Origin of the sequence: Microbacterium sp. ISL-103 (assembly GCF_018613995.1) — a bacterium.
Lineage (GTDB): Bacteria > Actinomycetota > Actinomycetes > Actinomycetales > Microbacteriaceae > Microbacterium.
The window spans coordinates 1-8,698 of sequence record NZ_JAGGPD010000138.1 but is presented as its reverse complement, the minus strand read 5'-3'; the positions used below and the strand labels follow the sequence as shown (position 1 = coordinate 8,698).

8 protein-coding genes are annotated in these 8,698 nt (G+C 66.9%); 1 reads left to right on the top strand and 7 read right to left on the bottom strand.

Going from position 1 to position 8,698, the window contains the following annotated elements:
• Nucleotides 1-694: family 1 glycosylhydrolase (locus J7E68_RS05960; RefSeq protein ID WP_215170766.1), on the bottom strand; the 694-nt coding region annotated here is incomplete at its 3' end.
• 100 nt (nucleotides 695-794) lie between these two features.
• Between J7E68_RS05960 and J7E68_RS05955 the strand changes: the two genes are divergently transcribed.
• Nucleotides 795-1,409 carry a TetR/AcrR family transcriptional regulator gene (locus tag J7E68_RS05955; protein ID WP_215170764.1) on the top strand — a complete coding sequence of 205 codons (615 nt, stop codon included), beginning with the start codon at nucleotides 795-797 and terminating at the stop codon, nucleotides 1,407-1,409.
• On the opposite strand, the gene J7E68_RS05950 is transcribed toward J7E68_RS05955, so the two are convergent.
• The 6 genes from J7E68_RS05950 to J7E68_RS05925 all read right to left on the bottom strand — a co-directional run bounded on the left by J7E68_RS05950 (nucleotide 1,410) and on the right by J7E68_RS05925 (nucleotide 8,685).
• Nucleotides 1,410-2,876: a glycoside hydrolase family 43 protein gene (locus J7E68_RS05950; protein WP_215170762.1), complete on the bottom strand. Its 1,467-nt coding sequence runs from the start codon at nucleotides 2,874-2,876 to the stop codon at nucleotides 1,410-1,412.
• Nucleotides 2,873-3,697: an ATP-binding cassette domain-containing protein gene (locus tag J7E68_RS05945; protein WP_215170760.1), complete on the bottom strand. Its 825-nt coding sequence runs from the start codon at nucleotides 3,695-3,697 to the stop codon at nucleotides 2,873-2,875. The genes J7E68_RS05950 and J7E68_RS05945 overlap by 4 nt, the downstream gene beginning before the upstream one ends.
• Complete coding sequence (locus J7E68_RS05940) at nucleotides 3,694-5,517, bottom strand: dipeptide/oligopeptide/nickel ABC transporter permease/ATP-binding protein (RefSeq protein WP_235560789.1); 1,824 nt, start codon at nucleotides 5,515-5,517, stop codon at nucleotides 3,694-3,696. The genes J7E68_RS05945 and J7E68_RS05940 overlap by 4 nt, the downstream gene beginning before the upstream one ends.
• On the bottom strand, nucleotides 5,514-6,476 hold the full coding sequence (locus J7E68_RS20275; RefSeq protein WP_311416471.1) for an ABC transporter permease: 963 nt from the start codon (nucleotides 6,474-6,476) through the stop codon (nucleotides 5,514-5,516). The genes J7E68_RS05940 and J7E68_RS20275 overlap by 4 nt, the downstream gene beginning before the upstream one ends.
• Nucleotides 6,473-8,032, bottom strand: a complete 1,560-nt coding sequence (locus J7E68_RS05930) for an ABC transporter substrate-binding protein (RefSeq protein WP_215170756.1) — start codon at nucleotides 8,030-8,032, stop codon at nucleotides 6,473-6,475. Before J7E68_RS05930 ends, J7E68_RS20275 begins: the two co-directional genes overlap by 4 nt.
• 131 nt (nucleotides 8,033-8,163) lie before the next feature.
• A complete protein-coding gene (locus J7E68_RS05925) occupies nucleotides 8,164-8,685 on the bottom strand; it encodes a hypothetical protein (RefSeq protein WP_311416472.1) in 522 nt (173 codons plus the stop codon).
• Nucleotides 8,686-8,698: the final 13 nt, after the last annotated feature.

Genomic DNA, 8,698 nt, shown 5'->3' with positions numbered 1-8,698 from the left:
TCGCGTTCGTGCGGGCGCGCACGATCTCGCGGGCGGCGTGGTGGATCTCGACGAACGCGCGGCCGATCTCGGGGTCGGCGTCCTGCAGGAACGAGCCATGCTGCTTCTTCTCGTCCTTCTCCGCAGGTGCGTCGCTCCCGGCCGCATCCGCCTCGACGGTGGGGCTCTGCCACTGTCCGCCCTGAGCGGCCATGCGGCGCATCGCCGTCATGATGGCCGCCTGCATGTTCGGCTCGTTCATGGTCGCGACCCACTCGACGCCGTCGAGGATCGTCGTGGCCTGGGTCACGAAGCTGAGGAACCGATCCTTGGCCTTCGGCGACGTCCACCCACCGTCGTTCGCGAACCACCGCGGCGTCGTGAAGTGCTGCAGCGTGACGAAGGGCGTGACACCGCGCGACAAGCAGTAGTCGATCACGCGGCGGTAGTGCGCGAGCTCTGCGCGAGAGAACTGGCCTTCGACCGGCTCGATGCGCGACCACTCGAGGCTGAACCGGTAGGTGTCGAGGCCGGCATCGGCGAGCAGGTCGATGTCCTCGCGGTAGCGGTGGTAGCTGTCGACGGCATCACCGGAGGGCTCCATGCCCGGCATGGTCAGCTCGCGCTCCCACCAGTCGCTGTTGACGTTGTTGCCTTCGATCTGGTGTCCGGCGGTGGCGGCGCCCCAGAGGAAGCCGGTGGGGAAGTTCGTCATTGAGGGATCCTCTCGATCAGAGCAACCGTGACAACCGATTGCCACCTCACGGTAACATAAAATTAGAAAGCTCTCACTATTTTGATCGTCGGAGGTATCGATGGCCCAGTACGCCAAGACCGCAGCCGTCCGCCGCGGCATCCTGGATGCCTGCCTCACGATCTTCGGCGAGTCCGGGTTCCACGGGGCCTCGATGGCCGAGATCGCTCGTCGGGCGGGCATCAGCCACACCGGGCTGCTGCATCACTTTCCCCGTAAAGAGGACCTGCTCATGGCCGTTCTCACGCTGCAGGACGAGCGCAGCGCCGACTACCTCGCCCGCAACGAGGTCTTGAGCACCGGAGCCGATCCGCTCGATGTGCTCCGCGGCATGGCCACGACGTTGATCGAACGGGATCAACGCGTCGGCCTGGTGGAGCTGAGCGCCGTGCTCACCGGTGAGGCGACGGCGCCCGCTCACCCGGCGCACGACTACTTCGAGACGCGCTACCGCAACATCCGCTCGTTCGTGACCCGCCTGTTCAGCCGGCTCGGCGATGAGGGGCGCCTGTCGACGGATATGCCCCCGGCACACCTCGCAGCGATCACCATCGGCGCGATGGACGGGCTGCACACGCAGTGGCTCTTCGACCGTTCGGCGATCGACGTCGATGCGTGCGTCACGTCGCTGATGTCGACCTTCGTGCCTGAGCTGAAGCCCGATGCGCAGGACTGATCACTCCGCAGCAGCACCCGACTCGTATTCGAACCTGCTGACGACGACCTGCTCTCCGAGAGCCTCGACGCCGATGACCCGTCCCGTGAAACCACCTGCGACCTCGGTCGACAGATACCGACCGTCGAGGGTGGCGAGCTCGACGAAGCCCTCCGCCGAAGAAAGACCGGCGCGCAGCAGGTCGGGACCGCGACGCGCGCCGCGCTCAGCTTCGAACTCCGTGGCCCGGATCTCGAGCACCGCATCCGCCGGAGCCTCTGCCCGCGCGACCACGTCGCTCAGCGGCCCGATGACGATGCGTGCGCGCACCTCTGCGCCGCGGCGTTCGATCAGCAGCTGGTGCGCGTCGTCCATGCGCACCGAGAGCGCGACGTCGCCCGTAGCGTGCAGGCGGGCCGACCAGAGCTCATCTTCGGCGCGCACCGCGAGCAGCCGCTCGGCACTCTCGGCGAGCGCGTCCCTCCCCCGCTCGAGGAGCAGGCCGTCGGTGCTCGTGCGGGCGAACGACGACGGCGAGGTTCCCGGCGAGATCCACCGCGGATGCAATGACTCGTCCTTGAACTCCTCGACGAACGAGGTCTTCGCGAGCGGGACGTCGTAGCGCTCCTCGTCGATCACCGGCCAATCATCGACCCAGTCCACCCCCGCGAGGAACGTCTCCCGCCCGTTGGTGTGCCAGCGAGGGAAGGTGCCGCGCGGCCGCGTCGCGAGGAACACGAGCGCCCACGATCGGTCGGCGAGGTCGACGAGATCGGAGTGCCCCGTCGACTGCACGGCCGCGCTCGTGCTGCGATGGGTGAGGATCGGATTGGTCGGCGCCGGCTCGAAAGGTCCGCTGATGCTCGACGAACGCGCGATCGTCACCATGTGGCCGGGCCCGGTGCCGCCCTCGGCGACGAGCAGGTACCACCACTCTCCGCGGCGGATCAGATGCGGTCCTTCGGCGTGCGCGCCGCCGGTTTCCGCCCACAGCGACCGCGGCTCCGACAGCACCTCGCCGGTGAACGGATCGATGACGGCCTGCGAGATGCCGCCGCGCATCACGTCGCTCCACGTCACGAAGCAGGTGCCGTCGTCTTCCCACGCGATGTCCGGGTCGATACCGATGAGACCTGCGACGTAGACGGGATCGCTCCACGGGCCGGGGGGGTCGTCGGCATGAGTCAGGATGTGACCGCGGCCGACCTCGTGGATGTTCGTCGTGATCATCCAGAATCGGCCGTCGTGGTGCCTCAGCGTCGGAGCGTAGATCCCGCCGCTGGCACCCGCGAGTCCGGTGCGCACGTCGAGGTGCTCCGGTCGGTCGAGGATGTTGCCGATCTGCGGCCACGAGACCAGGTCACGGGAGTGGAACAGCGGGACGCCCGGCGAGTACTCGAAGCTCGAGTTCGCGAGGTAGTAGTCGTCGCCGACGCGGCAGATCGAAGGATCCGGGTGGTAGCCGGGGATGATCGGATTCTGGGTCATGATGCCTCCATGATGCGGCGGCGCTCGAGTCGCCGCTCGCGCTGACGGGCGGGGTCGGCGACCGGCGCCGCGAGCAGCAGCTTCTGCGTGTAGGGATGGTCGGGGGTCGAGGTCACATGCTCGGCAGGTCCCGTCTCGACCAAGTCGCCGCGGTACAGCACTGCCACCCGGTGACTGATGTGGCGGACGACGGAGAGATCGTGCGACACGAAGAGATAGGCGACCCCGGTCGCCCGCTGGATCTCGACGAACAGATCGAGCACGCGCGCTTGTGTCGAGAGGTCGAGAGCGGACACCGGCTCGTCGCACACGATCAGGCGCGGCTGGGGAGCGAGCGCACGAGCGATGGCCACGCGTTGACGCTGACCGCCCGAGAACTCCCGGGGCAGTCGCTCGACCGCATCCGAGGGCAACCCCACCTGGTCGAGCAGGGTCTTGACCCGCGAACGGGCATCCTTCGCCGTCGCGCCCTGGATCACCAGCGGCTCGGCGAGGATGTCTCCGATCGTCATCGAGGGGTTGAGCGACGTGTACGGGTCTTGGAACACCACCTGGATGTCGCGAGACAGGCGGCGTCGATCGCGAGGTGAGATCCCGGCGATCGACGTCCCGTCGAACCGGATGTCCCCGCCGGACGGCTTCACCAGGCCGAGCACCGCGCGTCCGATCGTGGTCTTACCCGATCCGGATTCGCCGACCAGGCCCAGGGTCTCCCCCGGCGCGACGTCGAGCGAGACGCCGTGCAGCACCTCCACCGGTTTGGCCCGCCATCCCCGTCCGGGGAAGGCGACACGAAGCTCATCGATCTCGAGGAGGCTCATCGCTCGGTCCTTTCATCGGGGGCGGCGACGGGCGGATCCGTGCGGACCGTGCTCTCGTCGAGGATCGCACCGAGCAGCATCTTCGTGTACTCGTGCGTCGGGTGCGAGAACACGTCCGCAGCCGTGCCGGACTCGACGATCACGCCGTTCTGCATGACCGCGATGCGATCGCAGAGGTCGGCGACGACGCCGAAGTTGTGCGTCACCAGGAGGATCGCCATGTCGAGCTCGGACTGCAGATCTCGCAGCAGGTCGAGGATCTCGGCCTGCACCGTGACATCGAGTGCGGTCGTCGGCTCGTCGGCGATCAACAGCTTCGGCCGACTCGCGACCGCGCCCGCGATCAGCACACGCTGCGCCATGCCACCCGAGATCTGATGGGGGTACGAGTCGAAGGTGCGCTGCGGGTCGGCGATGCCCACCCTCTCCAGCAGTGCGAGCACGCGAGCGGATGCCTCTGCGCGTGTCACGCCGAGCGCCGACCGCACGCCCTCGACGAGCTGTGCGCCGACCTTGTAGGACGGATCGAGGTTCGACATGGGTTCCTGCGGGATGTAGGCGATCTCCTTGCCCCGCAGCGGACGCATCTGGGCGTCCGTGAGTCCGACGAGCTCGCGCCCGTCGAAGCGGATCGACCCGCGGGTGATCACCGCCTCGTTGGGCAGCACCCCCAGCGAGGCGAACGCGGTCTGCGACTTTCCCGATCCGGATTCGCCGACCAGCCCGACGATCTGCCCACGGGCGATCGACAGGTCGACGCCGCGCACGACCTCGTTCAGGCCGCCGCTCGGTCTCGGATAGGCGATGGCGAGGTCGTTGATCTCGAGCAGCCCCGTCCGCGCGGCCGTCGCCTCTCCGGCGCTGTCGAGCACACGCTGACCGCGACCCACCTTGGCAGGCTTCGGCATGGAGCCCTCGAGGATGTCGCGCAGAGCGTTGCCGAGCAGCACGAGCGACGCCGTGATGACGCCGAGCAGCAGGCTCGGCCAGAGGAACTGCGTCGGAGCGATGTAGAGGTTACGGAAGCCCGAGGAGATCATCGAGCCGAAGCTCGGGATCTGCAGCGAACCGACGCCGAGGAACGCCAGACCCGACTGCACCGCGATCGCGGAGCCTGCCATGAAGGCCGCGGCGATGATGATCGGCCCTCTCACGACGAAGAGCACATGGCGACCGAGGATGCGCAGGTTGCCGAGTCCCGACACCCGGGCGGCATCGACGTAGAGCTCGTTCTTCACGCCGAGCACGAGGTTGCGGACGATGCGGTAGATGCCCGGCGACAGCAGCACGCCGAAGATCAGCATCGTGAAGCGGTAGTCGCCCCCGGTGACCGGCATCAGGATGATCAGCAGCAGGATGCCGGGGAAGGTCATGATGAGGTTGAACAGCCACTCGGTGGTCGCTCGCGTCACGGTTCCGAAGTAGCCGCCGATGAGGCCGGCGACGACTCCGACGAGCAGAGCGACACCGGCTCCGATCAGAGCCGAGATCGCTGCCGTGTTGATCGAGTGGAGCAGCCGCGAGAGGATGTCTCGCCCGGCTTCGTCGGCACCGAGCAGGTACCCCGGCGTGCCGACCGGCGCGTTGATCATCGAGAGCTCGGCGTCGTTCGGGCCGTGCGGCGCGAGCCATGGTGTGAGCAGCCCGAGCAGGAAGATCACCGCGAGAAGCCCGAGTGTCACGACCGCCTGCGGGTCGCGCAGGATGCGGCGCCAGGTCGACGTGCGGGTCTTCGCGGCGTTCTCGAGGGTGACGAGCAGCTCGGTGCTGGGCGGCGTCACTGTGCCGGTGTTGGTCTGGGGTGGGCGTTCGTCGCTCAATGGACTCTCGCTTTCGGGTTCAACCAGCCGTTGGCCAGGTCAGTGAGGAGGTTGACGACGGTGACGAGCAGCACACCGAAGGCGGTGATGCCCATGATCACGGGGATGTCGCCCTGAAGAGAGGCGTTGAACGCGAAGCTGCCGTAGCCCGGCAGAGCGAAGACGTTCTCGATGATGAGCGCACCGCCGAACATCTGGATGAACTCCAGCGACATCACCGTGAGCGCGGGGCTCGCGGCATTGCGCAGAGCGTGCTTGATGACGATCGACGTGGTGGATGATCCCCGCGTGCGCAGGGTTCGGATGTAGTCGCGACGGAGCTCGTCGATCATGCGGCCGCGGACCTGAGCCGCCATGTTGGCCACACCGCCGATGGTGAGCACGATCACCGGGATCGTGATGCTGCGCACCCATGCAGCGGGATCTTCCGCGAACGGAGTGAATCCCGTTGCCGGAAGCCACTTGAGCTGCACCGCGAACACGACCACGAGGACGATCGCCAGCAGGAGGCCGGGAACGATGTAGCCGATCAGGGAGATCCCCTGGGCGATGCGGTCGACGATCCCGCCGCGCGATGCCGCCCAGACTCCGAGGAAGACAGAGAGGATGACCGTCAGGATCAGCGCCGGGACGATGATCGAGAGCGTGACCGCGAGCCGCTGCAGCACCGACGGACCGACCGGCAGTGAGGTGTACACCGAGACACCGAAGTCGCCCTGCACCGCGTGGATCAGCCAGTCGAAGTACTGCACGAGGACGGGTCGATCCCACCCCTTGGCAGCGATCAGATCGTCGACCACCTCGGGCGTCGCCGACGTACCGAGGATCGCCTGAGCCACGTCGCGGAACGAGGTGCTGAGGAGGAGGAAGGTGATGAGGGTGACCAGTATCGCGAGCACGACGCCGGCGCCGAGNNTGCGGTGGGGATGCGGCGGACCGCACCCCCACCCGTCACTCACTCGGTGACGTCGAACTGTCGGATGGTTGCGAGGGTGTTCGCCTTGCCGACGTAGGTGATCCCGTCAGCGGTCGCCCAGGTCGCGCCGATGTAGGCGATCGGGGCGACGAGCGCCTGATCCACGACGTACTGGTTCAGCTCCTTGTAGACGGGGAGAGCATCCGCGAAGTCGACGGTGTTGTTGATCTCGTCGAAGTAGCCGTCGAGCGTCGGATCGGTGTACCCGGTCGGGTTGCCGAAGCCGGCGGCACCGATCGTGGTCGCGAGATCAGCGGAATCGGAGTTGAACCCGAGGATCTGGTAGTAGAGCCCGTAGTCACCGGAACGGGCAGCTGCCTGCGCCTGCTGCGGCGGCACGGTCACCCACTCGAGGGTCAGACCGATGTCAGCGAACGCCTGCGTGAGCACGGGCTCGATCGTGGTGCTGAGGAAGGTGCTCGGGATCTGGAAGGTCTCGCCGGCGTAGCCCGCCTCTTCGACGAGCTCCTTGCCCTTCTCGGGGTCGTACTCGTACTCGTCGTTCAGCTTCTCGTCGTAGACCTCGCCGAACGGGCTGACCAGCTGCGTCGTGGCGATGCCCACTCCGCTGAAGATGCCCTTGAGCACGCCCTCGCGGTCGATCGCCATGTTGATCGCCTGACGCACCTTGACATCACCGAGCGCCGGGAACTTCTCGCCGGCGCGATCGAGGATGTTGAGGTACCCCACGGCCACCGCATCGTTCACCGTGATGGTGAACTTGTTCGAGTCGAGCTGCGAGACGACCTGCGACTGCACGGTCGCCGCGTTGAGCTCGCCCGCCTGCAGGGCGTTGAGCGATGCCGTCGGGTCCTGCAGCACCTTGACGGTGAGTGTCTTGAACGGCACGTTGTCGGCATCCCAGTAGTCGTCGCGCTTGACGAGGACGTAGCTGCTGCCGGGCACCGTCTTCTCGACGTCGAGCGTGAACGGGCCGGAGCCGATGGGGTCGGTGGCCGTGCGCTCTTCGTCCATGGTCGCGGGATCGCCGATGGCACCGGGGCCCTGGGCGAGGTTGTCGAGGAACTGCGGATCGAACGCCGAGAAGGTGATGACGACGGTCTTGTCGTCCTCCGCGACGACATCCGCGACCGCGGCGAGGCGGCTCTGCACAGCCCCCGGAGTGGCCTTCGAACGCAGCAGCGTGGCAGTGACGGCGACAGCATCGACCGGGTCCCCGGAGCTGAAGGTCATGCCGTCACGCAGCGTGAGGGTCAGCTGGGTGCCGTCTTCGTTGTACTCCCACTTCTCCGCGGCGCCGGGAAGCAGCTCCCCTGTCTCAGGGTCCTTGCGCAGCAGGGTGTCGAGCACCGAAGACCAGACGAACATCTGCTGACCGTCGACGATCTGGGCGGGGTCGAGCGAGTTGGGGGCGGACACCGCGGCGACCGCGAGGTCCTTCTCGACGACGGCGGTCGTATCGCCCTCGGCCTCGGGGGTGCTGGACGAGCAGCCGCTGACGACGAGCGCCGTGATCAGCAGCGCGGCGGGCAACGCGACGCGGCGCCCTACGCGGGTGTGCTTACGGGTGTTCCACATTGTTCATACTCCTTTGGATGAAACGACTTGATGCGCAACCGCTTGTCAGTGAGGGTGAAGCGGACGAGGACGGCGGCGTCTGGTGTCAGTAAAGCAGGGTTTTGGACGAATGACAACCGATTGCCAACTTGTTACCGAAGCGTGAGATCGTCGACCGATCGTCGGCTAGCGAGCACCGCTTCGACGAACCCCGCGTCAGCGCCGAGCACGGGGCTGACGTCGGCTATCGTGCTTTCGACGGACGAGCGGTCAGTTCCCCGTCCGTTGATCGCCAGCCATGCGGCGACGACCTTCGCACACGCGTCGGCGGAGTGTCCCGCGCTGCGTTCACGCTCGGCCACCGGCACGATACGCACTCGCATCTTGGTATCGGCGTCGAGACCGATCTGCGCGAGGAGGTGCCGGATACGAGGGTTTCGGAAGCGGTCAAGAAGCGCCAGTCTGTACTCCCGCAGTCCGAGTTCCGGGGGAAGATGTCGGCAGGCTTCATCCCAGTACGCCTCGACAGCACGAAGACAGTCCGCGTCTGCGATGGCGTCGGAGACGGTGTGATTTCCGTGAAGCCGACCGAGCGAGGCGAGAAGGGTGTGAGCACCGTTCAGCAGCCAGAGTTTTCGCGCCTCCCACGGTTCACGCTCGTCGGTGAAGCGCACTCCCCCGGCCTCC